Annotated in this window: 18 protein-coding genes; 9 read left to right on the top strand and 9 right to left on the bottom strand. The window is 66.7% G+C overall.

What is annotated here, in order from left to right; all coding sequences use genetic code 11:
* Window positions 1-31 precede the first annotated feature (31 nt).
* From K7711_RS29700 to K7711_RS29710, 3 genes are all read right to left on the bottom strand, one after another.
* The gene (locus tag K7711_RS29700) at window positions 32-1258 is read right to left on the bottom strand and encodes an esterase/lipase family protein (protein WP_222972779.1); all 1227 of its coding nucleotides are present in this window, start codon (window positions 1256-1258) and stop codon (window positions 32-34) included.
* 323 nt (window positions 1259-1581) lie between these two features.
* A complete protein-coding gene (locus tag K7711_RS29705) occupies window positions 1582-2625 on the bottom strand; it encodes an alpha/beta hydrolase (RefSeq protein ID WP_222972781.1) in 1044 nt (347 codons plus the stop codon).
* A gap of 567 nt (window positions 2626-3192) precedes the next feature.
* Entirely contained in the window at window positions 3193-4587 is a 1395-nt protein-coding gene (locus tag K7711_RS29710) for a lipase family protein (protein ID WP_222972782.1), read from the bottom strand.
* 524 nt (window positions 4588-5111) lie between these two features.
* Between K7711_RS29710 and K7711_RS29715 the strand changes: the two genes are divergently transcribed.
* A complete protein-coding gene (locus K7711_RS29715) occupies window positions 5112-5927 on the top strand; it encodes a phosphotransferase family protein (RefSeq protein ID WP_222972784.1) in 816 nt (271 codons plus the stop codon).
* A gap of 19 nt (window positions 5928-5946) precedes the next feature.
* Here K7711_RS29715 and K7711_RS29720 read toward each other — a convergent pair whose 3' ends face one another.
* The gene (locus K7711_RS29720; protein ID WP_235747972.1) at window positions 5947-6804 is read right to left on the bottom strand and encodes an acyl-CoA thioesterase domain-containing protein; all 858 of its coding nucleotides are present in this window, start codon (window positions 6802-6804) and stop codon (window positions 5947-5949) included.
* Between the two features lie 445 nt (window positions 6805-7249).
* Here K7711_RS29720 and K7711_RS29725 point away from each other — a divergent pair, with 445 nt between their 5' ends.
* Window positions 7250-7489 carry a hypothetical protein gene (locus tag K7711_RS29725; protein ID WP_235747973.1) on the top strand — a complete coding sequence of 80 codons (240 nt, stop codon included), beginning with the start codon at window positions 7250-7252 and terminating at the stop codon, window positions 7487-7489.
* Window positions 7490-7646: 157 nt separating this feature from the next.
* Here K7711_RS29725 and K7711_RS29730 read toward each other — a convergent pair whose 3' ends face one another.
* Together K7711_RS29730 and K7711_RS29735 are read right to left on the bottom strand one after the other, a co-directional pair.
* Window positions 7647-8537, bottom strand: a complete 891-nt coding sequence (locus K7711_RS29730; RefSeq protein ID WP_222972785.1) for a Sco1979 family transcriptional regulator — start codon at window positions 8535-8537, stop codon at window positions 7647-7649.
* A gap of 90 nt (window positions 8538-8627) precedes the next feature.
* The gene (locus K7711_RS29735) at window positions 8628-8861 is read right to left on the bottom strand and encodes a DUF397 domain-containing protein (RefSeq protein ID WP_051193176.1); all 234 of its coding nucleotides are present in this window, start codon (window positions 8859-8861) and stop codon (window positions 8628-8630) included.
* A 435-nt stretch (window positions 8862-9296) separates the two neighbouring features.
* Here K7711_RS29735 and K7711_RS29740 point away from each other — a divergent pair, with 435 nt between their 5' ends.
* The 4 genes from K7711_RS29740 to K7711_RS29755 all read left to right on the top strand — a co-directional run bounded on the left by K7711_RS29740 (window position 9297) and on the right by K7711_RS29755 (window position 11295).
* Window positions 9297-9494 (top strand): hypothetical protein, encoded by a 198-nt coding sequence (locus K7711_RS29740; protein WP_222973227.1) that lies wholly within the window; start codon window positions 9297-9299, stop codon window positions 9492-9494.
* Between the two features lie 125 nt (window positions 9495-9619).
* A complete protein-coding gene (locus K7711_RS29745; RefSeq protein ID WP_222972796.1) occupies window positions 9620-9901 on the top strand; it encodes a hypothetical protein in 282 nt (93 codons plus the stop codon).
* Between the two features lie 60 nt (window positions 9902-9961).
* Window positions 9962-10528 carry a TetR/AcrR family transcriptional regulator gene (locus tag K7711_RS29750; protein WP_308015010.1) on the top strand — a complete coding sequence of 189 codons (567 nt, stop codon included), beginning with the start codon at window positions 9962-9964 and terminating at the stop codon, window positions 10526-10528.
* A 119-nt stretch (window positions 10529-10647) separates the two neighbouring features.
* On the top strand, window positions 10648-11295 hold the full coding sequence (locus tag K7711_RS29755; RefSeq protein ID WP_222972798.1) for a hypothetical protein: 648 nt from the start codon (window positions 10648-10650) through the stop codon (window positions 11293-11295).
* Here the strand turns inward: K7711_RS29755 and K7711_RS29760 are convergent, their stop codons facing one another.
* Both K7711_RS29760 and K7711_RS29765 read right to left on the bottom strand, forming a co-directional pair.
* Entirely contained in the window at window positions 11296-12198 is a 903-nt protein-coding gene (locus K7711_RS29760; protein ID WP_222972799.1) for a class I SAM-dependent methyltransferase, read from the bottom strand.
* Between the two features lie 34 nt (window positions 12199-12232).
* Window positions 12233-13447, bottom strand: coding sequence for a PucR family transcriptional regulator (locus K7711_RS29765; RefSeq protein WP_235747974.1), 1215 nt, complete (start codon window positions 13445-13447; stop codon window positions 12233-12235).
* Window positions 13448-13829: 382 nt separating this feature from the next.
* Between K7711_RS29765 and K7711_RS29770 the strand changes: the two genes are divergently transcribed.
* Entirely contained in the window at window positions 13830-15827 is a 1998-nt protein-coding gene (locus K7711_RS29770; RefSeq protein ID WP_222972801.1) for an APC family permease, read from the top strand.
* Here the strand turns inward: K7711_RS29770 and K7711_RS29775 are convergent.
* Window positions 15811-16059 carry a hypothetical protein gene (locus K7711_RS29775; RefSeq protein ID WP_222972803.1) on the bottom strand — a complete coding sequence of 83 codons (249 nt, stop codon included), beginning with the start codon at window positions 16057-16059 and terminating at the stop codon, window positions 15811-15813. The genes K7711_RS29770 and K7711_RS29775 overlap by 17 nt on opposite strands.
* Before the next feature lie 220 nt (window positions 16060-16279).
* Between K7711_RS29775 and K7711_RS29780 the strand changes: the two genes are divergently transcribed.
* Window positions 16280-17902 (top strand): FAD-binding protein, encoded by a 1623-nt coding sequence (locus tag K7711_RS29780; protein ID WP_222972804.1) that lies wholly within the window; start codon window positions 16280-16282, stop codon window positions 17900-17902.
* A 126-nt stretch (window positions 17903-18028) separates the two neighbouring features.
* Window positions 18029-19384, top strand: a complete 1356-nt coding sequence (locus K7711_RS29785; protein ID WP_222972806.1) for a wax ester/triacylglycerol synthase domain-containing protein — start codon at window positions 18029-18031, stop codon at window positions 19382-19384.
* The last annotated feature ends 35 nt before the right edge of the window (window positions 19385-19419 follow it).

A 19419-nucleotide genomic window follows, 5' to 3' on the forward strand; every position in this document is an offset into this window, starting at 1 on the left:
GCAGGCACACGCACGATGGAGGGATCGGCCGTCAGAGCTTCCCGCCGCCGCCGAGCAGCCACGGGTTGAAGGTGCACTTCAACGGCACGCTGGGATCGAGGGTGTTGAGGATGATCGACAGCACCCGCGGGGAGTACATCATCGTGAGGTGATCGGACAGGTCCTGATCACAGCCGTCCTGCAGGGTGATGTTGTGCACCGTCGCACCCGGGCCGGGCTGCAGGAACGTCAGGTTGTACGGGGTGGTGACCTCGTCGTAGCGGGTGCCCACGACCGTGTAGTTCACCCCGGGCATGGTGTCGCCGCCCGCATTGAGCTTGTTGACGAAGTCCGAGCCGACGGTCTGCTGAATTCCGGAGTGTCCGACGAAGATCTCGATCAGGCCCAGCACGTCGATGCCGAAGTTGTTGATGGCCCGGCCGAGTGCGCCGATACCGTCCAGCGTGGTGCCGTGATTGGTGGCGCCGAAGGTCATCTCGTGATCGACCTTCGCCGCGCCGCCCTCGTACTTCAGGTACCACCGCGACATCGCCCCGCCCTGCGAGTGGCCCACGATGTTCACCTTCGGCGCACCGGTCGAGGCCAGCACGCGATCGACGAAGGTCGCCAGCTGCTTGGCCGAGTCCGGGATGTTCTCGGTGCCGTTCGCGCCCGGCAGCACCGATCCCAGTCCGCCACCGGCCAGCAGATTCGACTCGCCGTAGTTGAACGTGTAGACGCAGTACCCGGCATCCTTGATCGGCTGACTGACGTACGCGAAGTTGTCGTAGGCGTTCTCCCACGTCCCGTGGACCAGCACCACCGGTTCGGGATGCTGCGCGGTCGGCTTGCAGTTCCAGTCGTTGGTCCCCGGCGGGGCCACATTCGGATGCAGCAGCGAATAGCCGAAGGCGGCAAGGAATGCCGTACTCGCCGGGCCGTAACCGACGGTGTCGGAGGATGTTCCGCCCTGCGAGCCCGAGCTCGAGCCCGAACCGCCGTAGCAGTCGCCCGATCCGTTGCCCGACCCCGCACCGCTGCCCGAGGTGCAGGCCGAACCCGTACCGGCACTACCGGTGTCGACGATCGGCTTGGCGGCCTTGTTCTTCAGCCCCTTGGCGATGAAGTCCGCGAGCGTTTGCCCGGTCGGGTGCTGGGCCGGAGCCGGCGCCTGCGCCGGATCGGCATTCGCCCCGACGCAGCCGAAGCCCACGGTGAGCAGTGTGACACCCATGAGGACCACAGCACGCAAGGACCGGGCGCGGGTAGTTCGTCTCATTCCAAACCTTCCTGCAGAACCACGACGTTCTCGGTTTCGTTGCCCGCGAAGCGATTTGCGGGCATCCGAACTGCGCTCACGCTAGGGTCCGGCAACAGGGCTTCGATATGGTGTGACCAGGGCTCTTCGAAATCTCACTAGTGCGCTCGACAGTGCCGGTGAGAGTCCACAATCCTGGGCGAATACATTGCCGGGGCAGAACCGCCCCGGTGCACGCCGCACTTACCGAATCGATCACCGCCGGACCGGAATTCCGTTCCCATCACGAAACGATCACGAATACTGCGATCCAGCGCGGCGACAACCGCCCGGCGTTCGACTCCTCAGCGCGCCTCGACGGCGATTCTGCTGGCCTCACCGTGAAATGCCTTCGCAATGGCATTCCATGCCGCGGGAAGTTCGTCGGTGAAGGACGGCCACGCGTGCGTGCCGGTCGGCTCGTATTCGACGGTCGCCGGAATGCGCAGTTGCGCAAGACGTTCCGCGAACCGCTCGGTGCATGCCAACGCACCGGCTTCGAGTGCGACGCCGCCACCGGACTGTTGCAGCGCGCCGAGCACGTTCGGCGCATCGGCGATGGCCTCGAGATCGGGCAGACCGGGCACACCGGTCGCGGCCGAGAGATAGATCGCGGTGCCGCGCAACGTCGCCGCACCGAGGAAGCTGTCGTGCGCGAGCCAGGCCGGGGAATTCGGCGGCCCCCACAGATTTTCGGGATTTCCGCCGCGCGAGGCCACGGTGATGCGAGTGACCGCCTCGCCGACATTGTCCGCGGTGGAATAACACCCGCTGATCCCGGCGACCGCGCGGAAGAAACCCGGATGCCGCTGCGCGAGCATCATCGCGCCCTGCGCGCCCATCGAGACGCCCGCGACCGCGCGGCGACCGTCGGTGTGCAGATAGGACTCCACGATCGGCGGCAGCTCATCGATCAGGAATGTCTCCCACCGGTTCAGGCCCAGGGTGCGGTCGTAATGCTCCCAGTCGCTGTACATGCTGCCGACGCCGTCACCGGTCAGCACCACGTCCACCGGTTTGTCCGCGAAGAATTCCGCGGCATGTCCCTTGGTCAGCCAGTCGGAGGTCGGCGAGCCGTCCACGCCGTCCAGCAGATACAACGCCGGATGCGGTCCCGGGCCCGCGCCGCGCAGGACGTCGACCGGGATCACCCGGCGCATCGAGCCCGAGCGCACATACAGGCGCTCCCAGTGCGCTCCGCGAGTCTCGGTGCGCACCAGGGCCGATCGACTCGACGCCGCACCCAGGGCGGGCGGACCGGCAGGCACCGGATCGGCGCAGACGGGCGCGGCGAGGATAGCGGTGGCCAGCAATGCCGCCACCGTGCCGAGGGACGTACGAACGGTCATAACACGCCGGAACCGGCGTCGCGCACGAGCCCGCGCGCATGATCCCGATCGATCCTGGCGGTGCTCACACGTACTCCTTCGGGCAAGGCAAAGCATCCTCGGTGGTCACAGGGGAATGACCGGGCGCGGAGCCCCGCCGGACGCTGGGGTGAGGGTTGCGTCCGGCGGGTCGGGTCCACCCGCACATGCACCGGAGGGCGGGAGGGGTTGGAAGTCCAGTTGCCGTGGTGCGTACGTGCGTTGCCGGGTGGGTGGTTTCGGGGCACCACCCGGCGGTGGCTGGTGTGACGACCGGACCGGCGCACTCCTTCCTGTTCCGGGTACGGTGCCGACACCTTTTCGCGGCGCCGACCGCGCAAACACCGGCGCCGCATGCAGATCACGATACGGCTACGGAACCGGTTCGTGGGCGGTACGTCAGCGATCCGATGACAATTCATGAATTGCTCGCCGAACGCCTAGGGGTGACACACAAATGCCCATCCGGATGCGTTTCCGGCCGCTTTCACACCGAATTCCCGGACGCCACATTGCGATCGCCCGAACCCGGCCGGGATGCGCGGGGTTTCAGCACCCGTCGGGAGCCGGAATCCCTTGCAGCCGTTGGTCGACCCAGGCCGCGGCCTCGGGATAGCCGAGCGCGTCGGCGATCAGATGTTCGCCCAGCACACTCCGGTAGACCGCCCGCGCCCCGAGCGCGCACTGCTGTGCGTAGTAGTCCCGAGCGCCCTCGGCGGGGATCCAGAACTCCTGCTCACCCTGGTAGACGTACAGCGGCACAGGCGATTTCATCCCGTTCATCGCGGTGATCGTGTAGATCCGGTCGGCCAGGGGACTGTGCAGCGCATCGGGCATGTCCGCGGCCACGTCGGCGGGCAGCATCAGCACACCGGCCGCGCCGAACGTGCTGTCGCAGGTGTCCTTCAACGGTGAGATCGCCGCCCAGCGCGCCAGATTGTTCATCCGGGACAGGATCTCCGGACGCTCCCTGGCCACGCCGAACGTCGCGGCCAGGAACACGCCCGAGGCCAGATTCGCGTTCATGCTGCGGGCCAGCATCCGATAGTCGGCGGGGACCCCACCCAGCGCCGCACCGACGATCACCGTCGCCAATTCCGGTGCGTAGGAACCGATCAGCGCGACCGCGCCACGGGTGGCGATGGCCCCGCCGGAGTAACCGTGCATGGCGAAACGACTGGCCCCGAATTCTTCCGGGCGCAGGTTGCGCACCGCGCGAATCGAATCGAGTACCGCATGTCCGGCGACATAGGGTTCGGCATAGGCCATCCGCGGCCCCTCGTGATCCGGGATCAACACGGCGTATCCGCGCAGCACCGCCAGTTGCGTCGTCGGCGGGAGGTCGTCGCCGAGGCTGGAATGCGCGTTGAAGCCGTGGGCCAGGGTGTAACCCGGGGTGCAGGCGCGTCCGAGCGCATCGATCGCCAGGTTGTTCACCACCACCGGCCGCTCCCCCGACCCCGCCCACGCCGCGGCCGGAATCACCAGTGTGGCAGTGCCGAACGAGGGTCCGCCGTAGGCGTCCGTGGTCCGGAATTTCAGCAGCAGCACCTGCTGCACCGGCACCGCCAACAGTGGCGCCGCCGTCGCGGTCACATCGCGGACGGCGATGATCGCGCCGGGCGCTTCGGCGGCCAGGTTCGCGGGCCACTGGTCGAACAGCGGATCCCCGACATCGGAGGGCATCACCGCCTGCTGCAGTCGCGCCAGCTCCGCCGAGGTACCCGGCGGAGCCGCGATCGGATCCGACGGCGGCACGATCGGCGGCGCGGGCACCACCGCGTCGATCCACTGCTGCACCGCGTCGATACCGGGCAACGCCGGAATCGCCGGAGGCGCGGGCGGATTCGGTGGACCGACAGGTATCGGCCCGGCGTGTGCGAAGGCCGTGGCCGAGCCGCAGACCAGTACGAACACGATGAGTAGGACACGCCAAGCACGCATCACGCACCCCCAAGACGGACTCACCCCGGTGCGCTTCCAACCGCGCACCCATCCCCGACAATGAGCCCGCCACACCGCGTCGTTCGAGCGTACGTCGGCCGAATGTCCTGCCAGCTCGTCGTTTTCCGATCGTATGCACGGTGAGTCCGGTTCGAGATCGCCGCACCCCAGCCGAATCGCGGCTACGGCAAGGGATCACGAACGCATCGGCGCGCACTCCCCGTCGTGGCAACGGACATATCCGGAGCGGAGAGCGCACACGCCGATGCACGGCACACCGGTAGCAAACTTTTTGATTCCAACCGACCGGTCGCTATTTCCGTGCTGTCGCACTTTTCGCCGCGACTGCACTAACAAACCCCTCACCTGCGGCGATAATCCTAGGTAAGCAATCGGATCATCCGATCCTCGACCTGGCGAGCGAGCGTATGTGCATCCGATCGTGCATCGGCAAATACGGATTCGGAGTTGGCTTGCCTGAGTGGCGAATTCGCGGTAGATCTTCGAGAGTGACAGTCGATCGCGTGCAGATTTCGCCGCTGCGGCACAGCTGGGAGCAGATACCGGAGACCGCGCGGGCCGCGGTCGAGGTGTTGACCGGCCCGATCCTTCGGGTGGATTCGGTCAACGCGGGATTCAGTAGTCATCTCGCCGCCGTGATCGAAACCGCGAGAGAACGCACCTTCGTCAAGGGCATTCCGCTGGACGATCCGGAGGTGTGGTCACAACGCCGCGAGGCGAACCTGTGGTCCTACGTGTTCCCGATCGGTCCGCCGATGCGCTGGCACGTCACCGCCGGAGGCTGGGATCTGCTCGGATTCCATTACCTTCCGGGCCATTTCGCCGACTACCGGATCGATGCGGATCTCGCGGCCACCGCCCGGACGATGACCGCGCTCGCCCAGTTGCCCTGCCCGGCCGACCTCGAGATCGTCGACGCGGTCCAGCGGTGGGGTCGCTACGCACCCGACCCCGACGAGCGCATACTGTTCGCCGGATCGACACTGCTGCATACCGATTGGAACTACTCCAACGTCATCATCAGCGAGGACGGCGACGCCCGGCTGGTCGACTGGCCGTGGGCCACCCGCGGCGCCGCCTGGATCGATCCGGCGTGCTGGATCGTCTGGCTCATCCTGGCCGGGCACGAACCGGCCGAGGCCGAACAGTGGGCGGCGCGAACCGCGGCCTGGCACACCGCGACCCGGCATCAGCTGTGGGCGTTCTCCGCGGCGCTCGCGGGAGAATGGGAGACCACCGCGCATCGCCGTCCGAACGTCTGGACGCACAGCCTGCGTGACGCGGCGCGCCGCTGGGCCGACCATCGCGCCATGTCCTGAGCCTCGTCCCCGAGAGGGGTCAGGCCGCACCGCCGTTCGCCCGAGCGGCGATCACGCCGTCCAGATGGTTCGCGGTGATCTGCCGCGCGGCATTGGCCACCGCCGTGATCATGCAGGTGCCGAACGCGCCGTGCCGATCGAAAAGGGTTGCGCTGCCGACCGCGATGCCACGCTCGCTCAGATGGTTGTCGGCCTCGAGGCCGATATCCGCGCCGATCGGCATGCGTGCGAGCGCCATCGTCAGATCGGTGTTGATGAAACCCACCCCGGCGTCGGACCAGTTGGTCACCATGCTCGTCTGTTCGCCGGCCATCGCGGCGCGCACGAACGGCGAGAGCTCCTGGCCCGCCACCACCGGGACCGGGTTCTGCCAGCTGCGTTTGCGACCGGCGTCCTCGTGCTCGGAGGGCACCCGGGACCACTCACCCGCGCCGTCACTGCGCCACAGCGGCGCATCGGGCCCGTGCGAGAGCGGCGCGATGTCCAGCGGCGGCGGAACCGGTTGTTGTTCGCGCTTCCAGATCACCCCGGGTGGCTCCTGCGAGGGCTGCAGGAACACCACCGACGCCCGCGCCGCGGGAACGCCGTCCTCCAGCACCGTGGCATCGGCGAGCCGAATGCGGCGGCCGTCGCGCACCCGGTGCGTGGTCACCGTGAGTTCTCGCATGTGCGCGGGTTTGAACATGTCGACGGTCAGCCGCACCGGGACGAAACCGTCCGTCCCGTGCGCCCGTTCGAGTTCCCGCGCCAGCAGCCCACACAGCGCCGGCCCGACCACCTGCTCGGCCGACCACTGACTCGCCGCTATCGCACGCGGCGCGAATCGGTCGCCGACCGCGTCGAAGTAGCCGTACATATCGCTCGCGAGCTCACTCATGGCGCCACGTCCTGCCCGTTCTCCCGGTCACCGCGTAACCGATCTTGCTTCTCAGGCAGATATAGCACGCATGTGAAACGTGTTCTCATCGCACCCTCCACAGGACGCCGGAACATGCTCGTACCACCGCGCTGCGAGATTGGCGCCGAAGCGATTTCGCAGCAGATTTGAACTGGCGTCCAGATAGCAACACAACAATGCGGTAACTATGGCCCCGCACGACAACGACACCGCTGAACAGCAATCCGACAGCACCCGAAACGCGCACTGCGACTGCACAATCGATGTTGCAGATGTACTTGCATATGCGCGCTACACGGTCCTAGACTCGAACCGCAAGGCAGTACAGGGGACTACCAGACAGCCGTAGGGTGAACCAGGAGCCAATTTCCGGTCACCAGCCCACCCGCGGCGTGGCGTCAGGGGCGTTCGAATGAACCAGCCATTGGACCTCGGCCGGCTCGGAATCATTGATAGAAACCGGACCGAGCGCAATGTTTATTCGCGGGAGACCGCAACCCGTTTCGTCATCGATGCGGTCGAGTCCACCGGCGCGGCCACACGTGACGATTTCGATGTCGAACGGATCGTCAGCACCGCGCACGCGATGATGAACGATTGGAATTTCACGTCGTTGCAGCCAGAGGCGTTCTGGCGCATCGCATCCAGCTGCATCAAGCAGTAATAGATATATAGGAAGTACACCGTCGACGACGGAACCGCCGAGTAATGCCGACGGTTCCGTCGTCGACTGTTTCCATTAGATCCAGGGCCCGCCGACGCGAGCCCACCCGCATTCGGGCATTCCGGGCGTACGACCCGGAATGCTCACCCGAATCCGGCTATTTCAGCTTCTCTGCTTCCTCGGCCATCAGCCGCCGCGACCGATCCGGCGGCTCGGCCTGCACGCTGAGCCTGTCCATGACCTGGCGGTACATCTCCAGATCCTGCTGACGATCCAGGTACAGCGAACTGGTCAACTGCTCCAGGTACACGATGTCGGGCAGTTCGGGCTCGGCGAACCGCAACATCGTGAACGAACTCCCCGCCGCCGCATTGCCGCCCGCGGCGTACGGCAGCACCTGGATGGTCACATTCGGCCACGACGACACCTCGACCAGATGCTCCAGCTGCGCCCGCAGCACCTCGGTGCCGCCGATCGGCCGGTGCAACACCGACTCGTCGATGACCGCCCACAGCGTCGGTCCGCCGCGCCGATCCAGGATCTCCTGCCGACGCCGGCGCAACTCGACCCGGCGCGCGGTGTCCACGCTCTCGTGTCCGAGCGCGACGACCGCGCGGGTGTACTCCTCGGTCTGCAAGAGCCCGGGAACGAGTTGCCCTTCGAAGGTTCTGATCGACTTCGACGCGTGTTCGAGGCCGAGGTACGTCTCGAACCACGGCGGCAGAAGGTCGCTGTATCGATGCCACCATCCGGGCTGGTTCGCCTTGCGAACGAGTTCGAGCAACGTTTCGCGCTCCACGGCGTCGTTCACACCGTAGAGAGTCAACAGATCCCGGATGTCACGCTCTTTGAAACCGGTGCGCCCCAGCTCGAGTCGGCTGATCTTGGCATGCGAGCCACGGATGGCTTCGCCAGCCGCCTCGCGGGTGATGTCGGCCTGCTCGCGTAGTTTGCGGAGCTGCCCGCCGACCGCGATCCGTAGCGCCGTTGGACCACGTTCGGCGGCAAGCGATTCCACACGGCCGATCCGGCCGGGTTCTGCGACCATTGAAATCCACTCCGATGCTCGACGACAACGGCAGTGCAGGCCACCCAGACCCCGTCGCAAACCGACACCGCGCCGAAGTAATGCTACAGCTCACCCGGCCAGATCGTCGAATTCCCCGCTCTTCGCGCCGCGCAGGAATGCGTCGATTTCCGGACGGGTGTAGACCAATACGGCCCCCTCCGGATCGCGGGAGTTACGCACGGCCACCAGGCCGTTCGCCATATCGGCAACCTCGACGCAGTTGCCGCTGGGGTTGCTGAAGGTGCTCTTACGCCATGCCAGGTCGGACGTGCGACCAATGCCTGCTGCTGTGCTCTCGGCCATTTCTGTCTCCTCGCTAGACGATTCCGAACCTGCCGCCCTCGGCGGCCCTGCCGGTGCTTGCAGATGTTCGCGCAAATGTTCTTGCAAATGAACCGACGATCTGACGATAGCACGCCGGTTGCCTCGGATCGAGGGTTCACCTGACCGAAAGGGCAAGGGCGGCAAGTGCTTTGATCTTGACATGTCAATAGCCGATGAGCTGCGACAATTCGCTCAATAGCGACCGGTTGGTCGGTTAGAAGCTTCCATATGGGTGAGATTTCACAAACTTCACGCCTCTGAAACACCGCCCTACGACAGTGCAGATGTACTTGCATCTGCACTGTACGGAGTCTTAAACTCGTCCAGGACGACATGGCCGGACAACGCCGGAGGGTTGGGCCCCCGCGCCAGTATCGCCACCGCAATTCACGAGCGAACGGCTAGAGGCGTCCCATGACATATGTGTTTCAGCAGCAAGGCACCCGCGATCGCGCCGCGAGCATGGCGCCGCCGGGCGAATGCACCGTGGAACCCTGGGATCTGACCTATCGCCGCGCTCGCGCCATCCTGCACGCGCACGACCGCCACCTCGGTTGCCGCCAGTGGATCGCCGCGGCGGCCTATCTCTCCGCCGGCCTGGACGACGAGTAAGCGTCAAGTCGGGTAAACGCGAAAACCGCTCCACAGCAGAGCATTCCGGCGATATTCGTCGAGTGATGCGTCCTACCATGGGATATGACGCATCATCCGAATCGGTCTCGCGGAACGAGGGCATCATGATCCTCACAGCTGTACAGGAAGTGGTTCTCGCTCAGGTCTCGAATCCGACGCCCGAGGCTCCTCCCCTGGCGGGCAAGTTCATGCAACTGCTGCACTACGGCACCTGGTTCGCCCTACTGTCCGGAAGCGCCGCGCTCATCTTCGCCGGCGCCCGCTTCGGCTGGGAGAAGTGGGACAACGGCCGCGTCGAATCACCGAAGATGGTGGCCGGGGCGCTGATCGGCGGCGTCGTGGCGACCAGCGCGGGCACCCTGATGAATTCGGTCCTGGGGTCGTAGCCGGCAACCGTGCGGATACAGTCGGTGCCATCCGTCGTCGAGCATGATGGGAGAGGCACGGTGGCAGGTCGGCGCACCGACACCCGCGACCGAATCCGCACGCTGGCAATGGAGTTGTTCTCCGCACAGGGCTACGACCAGACCTCCGTGCGGGAGATCGCCGAGCGCCTGGGCATCACCAAGGCCGCGATCTACTACCACTTTCCCGCCAAGGAGGACATCGTCGTCAGCCTGGCCGACGATCTGCGCACCGAGGTCGAGGAGATCCTCACCTGGGCCGCCGCCCAGCCGCCCGGCCGGGAAACCGGCCGAGAGATCCTGCGGCGCTACGGGATGGTGCTGCACGACACCGGGCGCGAGATGACCCGGTTCATGTACGAGAACCAGGCCGCGTTCCGGCGGCTCGGCGTGGGATCGGCGCTGCGGTACCAGTTCCGGCAGGTCGCGGACGCCGTCACCGGAGCCGATCGCGATCCGCTGGCGATTTTCCATGCGCGCCAAGCGCTTCTGGCGATCTCCTGGAGCGTGGGCATGATGGGCGATGTCGAGCTGACCGACGAACAGTGCCGCGCCGCAGCCGTTTCCCTCGCGCTGGACATCTACGACCGGACCGTGAGCAACACCTGAAATCAGTGCTGGCCACCGAATTTCGATTCACAGCAAACCGATCGCGTGTCCAGTAGCCGCGTGTCCCCGCCGATGCCGCACAATGAGGGCGCAGTTGCTCTTCGGCAAGAGGGAAGTTCATGTTCGCGCGTAAGACCCTGATGATCTCGCTGTTCGTACCGATTCTCGTCGCCGGTTGCTCCGCACACACCACGAAATCGGTTACCCAGGCGGTCAAACCCGCCAACGCCAAATTCGCCACCTCCGTACCGGCCGGTCCAGGACCGTCGGGCACCTATACGGTCCAGGCCCAACCCGCCCCCGGCACATGTCATTTCGGGAAGTCCTCGGACGGGCAGCCACTGCCCGACCCGAATTGCACTCCGGGAGCGACCAATCCGAAGGTCACCGCCGACACGCAGGCACAGACCATCTGTCGTAGCGGCTACACCTCCACGATCCGGCCACCGGCCAACATCACCGGCCGGGAGAAGGACGCCAACGCGAAGTCGTACGGCTACACCGGATCTCTGCACGACGCCGAATACGACCACCTGATCTCACTCGAGCTCGGCGGCGATCCCAACGACGCGCGCAATCTCTGGGTCGAGCCGCCCTCGCCCGGACACAAGCCCGGTGCGGGCCCCAACAACCCGAAGGACGGCGTGGAGAATCAGCTGCACTCGCTGGTGTGCTCGGGCAAGGTCGCGCTCACCGACGCCCAGAGCGCCATCGCCGGTGACTGGACCACCGCACTGGCGAAGGTCGGCCATCCCAGCGGCAAGTGATCACGCCCGGATCCCGGTCACCAAGCTGACCAGTGCGGGCACCAGCCCCTCCCGTGGATCCCGGTTCGGCGCCGGGCGGCCGTGTGCCCGAAGATAATCGGGCACGTCGGTCCGCTCGGCCCGCCAGCCGTGTGCGGTGAGCCAGGCGGTGACCTCACTGCGCGGTTCGTTGTAGATCAGCGCGGTCCACTGCCCGTTGCTGCCGGTCTCGGTCTCGTCGGGCATCTGCCCGATGGCCGCGGCCGCCTCCTCGGGGAGCGGGTCCATCTGTTCCACCGCCACACGGCTGCCCGCGGCACTCAGCGCATCGATGGTGTCGAACAGTTGCTCCTGAGCGTCGGCCGGGAGATAGATGAGTAGTCCCTCGACCAGCCAGGCGGTCGGCCGCGCGGGATCGAATCCCTGCTCGCGCAACGCGCCCGGCCAATCCTGCCGCAGGTCGGCGGCCACCTCGCGGCGGTCGACGAGCGGCTTGTCCCCGTTGGCGGCCAAGGTCTCCCGTTTGAACTCGAGCACCTGCGGCCGATCCAGCTCGTAGACGATCGTGTCCTCGGGCCAGCGCAGGCGATAGGCGCGCGCGTCCAGGCCCGCGGCCAGGATGACCACCTGCCGGATGCCCGCATCGATCGCGGCGGCCACGAAATCGTCGAAGTAACGAGTGCGTGCGGCCTGGAATTCCTGGAAGGCCCGGCCGAATTCGGATTCGGCGAGCAATTCGGCGGGCTCGCCGCCGTCCAGCATCGGAGACCACTCCGGGCCCGCCGCGCGAACGAAGATCTCCGCGAACGGATCCACGGCCAGCGCCGAGGGATCCCGGCCGGCCAGTGCGCGCGCCGCGGCCACGAACAGTGCGGTGGATCCGACGCTGGTGGTGATGTCCCAGGAGTCTCCCTCGGTACGCATGATCCCCACGGTACCGATCGCGCCGGGACGCCGCCTACGCTCGATAACTGCGCGCCACCAGGGCCGATCGTAGGTACCACAGCCCCGAGGGCTGATTCGGATCGAATCCGGTGAGCTGTCCCACACGCTTGAGGCGGTAGTCGATCGTGTTGGTGTGCACGTGTAGTCCGCGCGCGGTGCGACCGCGGTTGAGGTTGTTGGCGATATGGCGTTGCAGGGTGGTCAGCAGGTCCGGGTGGTTCTCCAGCGGGTCCAGCAGGGACCCTAGATATTCGCGGCCGGGCCCAGGCCGGGTGAGCTGGTATTCCAGTGCCAGATCGTCGAATCGGTAGAGTCCGTCCACACAGTCGAGCCGATGCACGATGTCCAGCAGTTCGTGTGCGCGGTCCGCGCCGTCGGGAATCTCCGCGGCCTTCGCGCGCACCGCGGTGGCACGGATCGGCACCTGCGCGGCCCGCGACAGGCAGGTCACCAGTTCGTCGAGTTGCGCACTGTCCAGGGTGTTCTCGGGGATCAGCACCGTGCCGCCGTCCACGCTCAACAGCGAGAGCACCGATTCGCCGCAGCGCGTGGCCAATTCGGCCTGTACCCGCCGAAGTTTGCGGCGGGCCACGACCTTCCGGTCCACGCGCGGGTTGCGTTCCTCCGGATGCGACGGGATCGACAGGGCCAGAACGTGGTACGAGGGTGCGATCTCGATACCGCATTCGCGTGCCATGGTCGCGCTGGAATGCCCGCCCAGCAGTGCGGAGGTCAGCGTGTGCACCGCGGTGTGGTGTTCGCTCACCACCGCGCGGTACTCCTTGACGTACGCCACCGAGACGGTCGAGGTGAGCGTGCCCAGGATCTCCAGCATCCGCCGCGCGGTGGCCAGCACGGTGTCGTAGTCCTCGGCGGTGGCCTGCGCGAACACCAGATCGAAACCGATGTTGAAGCCCTCGTGCACCGCCCGGTGGATGGTGTCGATCGGAATGCCTTCGCGGGCCCACTCGGCGGCCGCCGCCTGCACCCGCTCGGTCTTGGCGGCGATGTCACCGCCGTCGAGCATGCTCGTGGTCATCTCCACACACAGGCGGGTGATAGTGGCGACGTCGCCGTGCAGGACATCGTCCGGCAGCGTGCCGCAGGGAGCGACATTGGCGATGAAGTGATCGACCATCTGCCGTGACAGGCTCCAGACGTCCTGCAGCGGCTGGGAGACCGGACGTCCGGAGACGGTCAGATCGACGGCCGAGGGTGTGACGGTCATGGTGGCTCCTTCCGCGCCCGCGGTAATCGCGCACCGATTACAGTATCGGCCGATACTTCCGTCCTGAACAGACGAGCGCGGGCCTTGTCGCCCGGGTGCATCCGCCCATACCGAGTCTGTGACGGGTCACAATCGACCTCCGCGACGTCTTGCGGTAGCTCGCGTCCGAAACCAATACACGTATACACATGCGTTAGTGACTGAAAGATAGCTCAGCCCGCGTTTCGGCCGGTACCCGTGCCGCGGGCGGCCTACAATAGTGAATCGCCGGACCCAGGGACCCGATACCGACGGGATCCGTACGGTTCACGCCACAATATTTATCCATCTACGTCCCTGCCGGTTTCCCAACAGCAACTGCTCCCGCTTAGGCTGGCTCATCGTGGTTTCACCGATCGATGTCGCGAAGCGATTAGTCCTCGGGCGCCCGTTCCGCAGTGATCGACTCGGTGAGACGCTCCTGTCCAAGCGCATCGCCCTACCGATCTTCGCGAGCGACGCGCTGTCCTCGGTCGCGTACGCGACGCAGGAGATCCTGCTGATCCTCACTCTGGGCGGCGTGCTCTACCTGCATCTGGCCTGGTGGGTGTCCGCGGCGGTGGCCGTGCTGCTCGCCGTGGTGGTGCTGTCCTATCGGCAGGTCGTGCAGGCCTACCCCTCCGGCGGCGGATCCTACGAGGTGGCCGCGGAGAACCTCGGCCCCGGTGCGGGACTCGTGGTCGCCGCGGCGTCGCTGGTCGACTACATCATGACCGTCGCGGTGTCGGTGGCCTCCGGTGTGGACAACATCATCTCCGCGCTGCCGGACCTCAATGCGTATCGGGTGGCGATCAATATCGGCTTCATCGCCCTGCTGACCGCGATGAATCTGCGCGGCGTCCGGGAATCGGGCCGGACCTTCGCCATCCCGGTCTACGGATTCGTCATCGGCGTGCTCGTGATGACCGTCGTCGGACTGGGGCAGGCCATGTTCGGGCATGCGCCGGTGGCCGAAAGCGCCCATTACGAGATCCGCCCCGAACAGGTCGGTCTGTCCTCGGCCGCGGTGGCGTTCCTGCTGCTGCGGGCCTTCTCCTCCGGCTGTACCGCCCTGACCGGGGCCGAGGCCATCTCCAACGGCGTCCCGGCATTCCGCAAACCGAAGGCGCTCAACGCCGCCCGCACCATGACGGCGATGGGCGGGCTGGCCATCGCGCTGTTCGGCGGCGTGACGGCCCTGGCGATGATCTCGCACACCAGGGTCACCGAGAACACCTGCGATATCACCAACTTCCCCGGCAACTGCAACACCGACGCGCAGAAGACGGTCATCGCGCAGATCTCCGCGGCGGTGTTCGGCGGGCACAGCATCGCGTTCTACTACCTGATGGTGACCACGGCCCTGATCCTGATCCTGGCGGCCAACACCGCGTACAACGGCTTCCCGCTGCTGAACTCGATCCTGGCCCAGCGCCGGTACATGCCCCGCCAGCTGCACACCCGCGGCGATCGGCTGGCCTTCTCCAACGGCATCATCCTGCTGGCGGTCGTCGCGGGCGGGCTCATCTACGCCTTCCACGGATCGACCACGCGACTGATCCAGCTGTACATCGTCGGCGTGTTCACCTCGTTCACGCTGTGCCAGGCGGGCATGGTGCGGCACTGGAACCGGGAACTGCGCACCGCGAAGACGCCGGCCGAGCGCGCGCGCATCCACCGGGGGCGGATCATCAACGCCTTCGGATCCTGTTTCACCGGCGTGGTGCTGGTCGTGGTGATGGTCACCAAGTTCACCCACGGCGCGTATCTGGTGGTGTTCGCGATCCCGGTCCTGGTGGCGATCATGGCGAGTATCCATCGGCACTATTCGCGGGTGCGCGCCGAACTCGACGTCGACCCCGACGAGCTCGAGACGCTGCCCGGCCGCGTGCACGCGATCGTGCTGGTCTCCAGCTGGCACAAGGCGACTCAGCGCGCGGTGCAGTTCGCCCGCGCGACCCGGCCCGACACGCTCACCGCGATCTCGGTGAACGTGGACGACTCCGATACCCGCCAGCTCACGCGCGACTGGGAGAAGGCGGGGGTGCCGATCCCGCTGAAGGTGGTCGAATCGCCCTATCGCGAAATCACCCGGCCCATCATCGAATACATCAAGCGGGTGCGAACTTCCCGCCCGCGCGACGTGGTCGCGATCTACATCCCCGAGTACGTGGTAGGCCGCTGGTGGGAGAACCTGCTGCACAATCAGAGTTCGCTGCGGCTCAAGGCGCGGCTGCTGTTCGTGCCCGGCGTGATGGTGACCAGCGTGCCCTATCAGCTGCGCTCGTCGCGTTCGCGGTCCTCCGAACGAATTCAGCACAGCCCCGGCGAGATCCGTCGCGGCATCACCGGATCAGGGTGAGACACAACCAATCCGCGAACAGGCCGATCAGCAGGTACAGCACCGTGGTCACCCGCAACCAGCGGGTGACCGCCTGCATGTGCCGTTGTCGCGCGCGCAGGGACCGGTAGGTGTGTGACGGGAGATCGGGAGCCTCCGCGCGCTGCGCGGCCTCACGGGCCCAGGTCTCGGTGAAGAAGGAGGAGAACAGAATCGCGGTTGCCACCGCGACGACGAGTACCCCCCAGACCATTACTCCTTTCAATCACATACCCGGTCAGCCGTCCAACCGAGGTGTTCCGATCCAGCTCAGCGACTCTTTCGTGGGACGCCGCTACGCCATTCGCCGAATCGGACAGTAAAATGGAACACGTTATAGTTCACGGTGGAGTTCGAACCGCCGGTACCTGTTGACCACTCACTCCCCCTGGCGGCCGGCCCGGAAACATGTTCCAGATACAGAAGGAATCGCGATGGTGTGGGATCTGACCACGGACGTGCTGATCGTCGGCTTCGGTGCGGCCGGTGCATGTGCGGGGTTGGAGGCGCGAGCGGCGGGAGCGCGGGTGCTGGCCGTGGATCGCTTCAACGGCGGCGGCGCCACCGAACTGTCCGGCGGCATCGTCTACGCGGGTGGCGGCACCGCGATTCAGCGCGAAGCCGGGATCAGCGATACGCCCGAGGCGATGCTCGCCTACCTGACCCGCGAGGTCGGTGACGCGGTCCGGCCCGAGACGCTGCGCAGATTCGTCGATTCGAGTCCCGAGATGATCGAGTGGCTGATGGGGCACGGCGTGCCGTTCGAGGCGTCGGTGTGTCCGTACAAGACCTCGTATCCGGACAACCGGTACTACCTGTACTACTCCGGCAGTGAATGTTCCGGGGAATTCCGCGCCGTGACGCCGCCCGTGCAGCGCGGACATCGCGCGAAGGGGAAGGGCGCGTCGGGCAAGAAGATCTATCAGCCGCTCGCTCGCGCCGCGATGCGCGCCGGTGTCGAACTGCGCCCGCACACCAGGGTGGTGGCGCTGGAGAGTGATGACGGCGGCCGGATCATCGGCGTCCGGGCGCGCACCATGGCCGATGCGCCGTCGGCGATCCGCAAGCGGTTCGCCGCGATGGCCGCGATCGCCGCCAAACCCGGGATCTACTATCCGCCCTTGCGCCGGGTGCTGGAAGGCCGACTCGACGCGCTCGAGCGACGGTATTCGCGTGAGGTCCGGATTCGCGCCGACCGTGGCGTGATCCTCTGTGCTGGTGGCTATATCGCCAATCGGAAACTGCTCGAGCAGCACGCGCCCGGATACACCGGCGGTCTCGCACTGGGCACCACCGGGGACGACGGATCCGGTATCGAACTCGGCGTGGCCGCCGGTGGTGTGGCCGAGCGGATGGACAACGTCTCGGCGTGGCGATTCATCGCGCCGCCGAGTGCGTTCTACGGCGGGTTGCTGGTGAACGAGCAGGGGCAGCGGTTCATCGATGAGACCCGTTACGGTGCGTCGGTCGGCAACGCCCTGGTCCGCGGTCAGGGCGGAAAGGGCTGGCTGCTGGTCGATGCCGAGATCATGCGGCGCGCTCGTGGACAGCTGGCGGACGAGGCCATCTGGTTCCAGCGGTTGCAGGCCGAATCGCTGTTGCGCACCTCGGCGATTCGCGCGGACACCGTCGAGGAGGTGGCGCGTCGCGCCGGAGTCGGCCCGGAGGGATTGGCGGCGACGATCCGTAGACACAACGAGGCCATCGCCGGCGGCGAACCCGATCCGATGGGCAAACCGAGTGAGTTCACCCAGCCGATCGAACAGGGGCCGTACACGTTGCTGGACGTCTCGGTCCGGCCGAAACTGACCAACCCGTGCCCCATGTTCAGCCTCGGCGGCCTCGCCGTGGACGAGGACACCGGTGCGGTGCGATCGGCGACGGGCGAGCCGATTCCGGGACTGTACGCGGCGGGGCGCACCGCGATCGGGATCTGTTCGGAGTCCTATGTCAGCGGCCTGTCGATCGCGGACTGTGTGTTCTCCGGCCGACGCGCCGGGCATTCGGTATCGGCCCGGCCGTCCCGAGTCGGCGGGCCGTCCGCAGCGTCGGACTGACCACCGGGGATACCCGGCCGCACCCGAGGTCCGTTCATCCCGTTCGCCCGTCTCGCGCTCCCGGCGCTCGCGCACCCGGCGTGGACGCTACAGTTCTGGGCAATCGAAGATCGACGAGAGCAGCGGATGCGCGAATCACAGCTGATGGCCAATGACGCGGCCTTCTTCTATCTGGCGCGGTCGGGCCGGATGACCGACTGGCCGATGTGGTGGGTGTTCGACAGTGGCGATGGTCCTGCCCCCACCGGCGAACAGGTCACCGAGTATTTCGGTGCGCGAGCAGCGGCGCTGGAGCCGTTACGGCGGCGGATCGTCGAAGCGCCGGGCGGGCTGACGCACCCGTTCTGGGCGCTCGATGACAGCCCGATCGAAAGTCATGTCGTCACGCATCCCGACGGCCTGGATTGGGCCGCGTGCCAGGACCGGATGGCGGAGGTCCTGACCGAGCCGCTGGACGCGCGGGTGTGCGCCTGGCGCTTGCACGTATTTCCGGGAGTTCGCGGCATCGAGACGCTGAGCGGCGCGGGGACCGTGGTCATGATGCACACCAGCCATGCGCTGATGGCCGGTCCGGCGATGACCTCGCTGGGCGAGGCGTTGTTCGCGGCCGATCCCGCGCCGGTGCGGATCGAGGGGCAGCCCGGCGCGGCGCGACGTCTCCGGCTGTGGCCCGCCGTGGTGGCCGACGCGATCCGGATACCTTGGCGCACAGTGCGATTCCTGGCCGGGGCCCGTGCGCTGAGTCGGCGGACGGTACCCGAGGGCGAGGCCGATTGGTCGGTCATCTCCGCACGTACCAGGACGGTGCTCAATCAGCGCATCGGCCCGGACCGCGCGCTGCGCACCGTCCCGCTGGATCTCGCGGCGGTGCGCAGCCCCGGGGTCACCGTCACCGCCATCGGACTGACGGCGATATCGCTTGCGCTGCAACGCTATTTCGACGAGCACACGCTGCCGTGCCCGGAGGACCTGTCGGCCTTCGTCACGATCGCGATCCCCGGCGAGCAGGTGCTCGGGGTGAATCGGATCGGCGCCGACGTGGTGGATCTGCATCCCGGTGAGCCGGACATCGCCGCGCGTGCCCGCGCCGTGGACGAAACCCTCAGGGCGCGTCGCGGATCGGCGTCGAGCCCCCGTGAGCTGGCCCGGCTGCAGCTGATCGACGGCCTGCCCAGTCGCACCTACCGGACGAAATTCGGCACCCTGCCACCCGCGGACCCGCCGCCGCTCCCACCGGCACATACGATTCTGACGAGTATCCGCTGCGATTCGGATACCGCGTTGTCGTTGCTGGACAGCCGATTCCGATTCGCGGGCATGTTGCCGCCGGTGTATCCGGACATCGCGCTGGCGCACTCGTTCGTCGGCGCGGGTGATGTCTTCGCGGTCTCGGTGGCCTGCGATCCGGCGATCGTCACCGATCCGGACGTCTACTGCGACCTGCTGCGCAAAGCCTTCGCCGAGCTGGCCGCCCTCGCCTGAGATCTGCTGTCGCGGACGCGCTGTGCGCCAGGGCT

This window comes from Nocardia coffeae (assembly GCF_019890715.1).
Classification (GTDB): Bacteria; Actinomycetota; Actinomycetes; order Mycobacteriales; family Mycobacteriaceae; genus Nocardia; species Nocardia jiangxiensis.